The organism is Vibrio genomosp. F6 (assembly GCF_005146325.1).
Classification (GTDB): domain Bacteria; phylum Pseudomonadota; class Gammaproteobacteria; order Enterobacterales; family Vibrionaceae; genus Vibrio; species Vibrio cortegadensis.
Window position 1 is genome coordinate 1 of sequence record NZ_SYUT01000150.1, and the last position, 1,242, is coordinate 1,242.

A 1,242-nucleotide genomic window follows, 5' to 3' on the forward strand; every position below is an offset into this window, starting at 1 on the left:
ATTATCCACATCGGTGCTGGTTAACGTGCCTGAAGTCGAGATAGCCGTATCGGTTTCATCGATGGCGACGGTCGCACTGCTAACAGTGGCTTTGTCATTAGTGCCATTTATCGTCACCTTGATGGTTGATGGTGTGCCATCAATCGATGCCACAGTGAAGCTTTCTTCGACCTTATCGCCGACATTGAGTTGATTGAAGGCGCTGTTAGCAGTGAACGTCCAGTGTCCATTAGCATCGATGGTTAAGTCACCGTGGGCACCTGAAATGGAGTCCGGCGTGAACGTGTTGTCTGGATTATCGAGATCGGTGCTGGTTAACGTTCCTGAAGTCGAGATAGCCGTATCGGTTTCATCCACAGCGATAGTGGCCGTGCTAACCGTCGCCACATCATTGGTGCCATTGATCGTGACTTTGATGGTCGATGGTGTGCCATCAACCGACGAGACAGTGAAGGTTTCTTCAACCTTATCTCCCACATTCAACTGATTAAATGCGCTGTTGGCAGTGAACGTCCAATGGCCACTGGCATCAATGGTCAGGTCACCGTTGGTGCCTGAAATAGAATCCGGCGTAAACGCATTATCTGGATTATCGACATCGGTGCTGGTTAACGTATCTGACGTTGATACTGCTTTGTCTGTTTCATCCACACTGACCGTTGCAGAGCTAACCGTCGCTTTATCATTGGTACCATTGATCGTCACTTTAATTGTCGATGGTGTGCCATCAACAGACGAGACAGTGAAGGTTTCCTCGACTTTATCACCGACATTCAACTGATTAAATGCGCTGTTGGCGGTGAACGTCCAATGCCCATTGGTATCGATGGTTAAGTCGCCATTGGTACCAGTAAGTGAAGCAGCGGTAAACGCTTTGTCCGGATTATCGACATCGGTGCTGGTTAACGTTCCGGAAGTCGAGATAGCCGTATCGGTTTCATCCACAGCGATAGTGGCCGTGCTAACCGTCGCTGCATCGTTGGTGCCGTTAATCGTCACTTTGATGGTTGACGGGGTGCCATCAACCGAATTGACAGTAAAGGTTTCTTCAACCTTATCGCCGACATTTAATTGATTAAAGGCACTGTTGGCGGTGAAGACCCAATGACCATTGGCATCAATAGTCAGGTCACCGTTGGTGCCTGAAATAGAATCCGGCGTGAAGGTATTGCCTGGGTTATCTACATCGATACTGGTGAGGGTTCCAGAAGTTGAGATGGCCGTATCGGTTTCATCCACAGC

1 protein-coding gene is annotated in these 1,242 nt (G+C 49.0%); it reads right to left on the reverse strand.

Features of this window, described 5'->3' with window-relative positions:
• Positions 1–1,242, reverse strand: a 1,242-nt coding sequence (locus FCV43_RS20240) for a VCBS domain-containing protein (RefSeq protein WP_206380353.1), incomplete at both ends; no start/stop codon positions are given.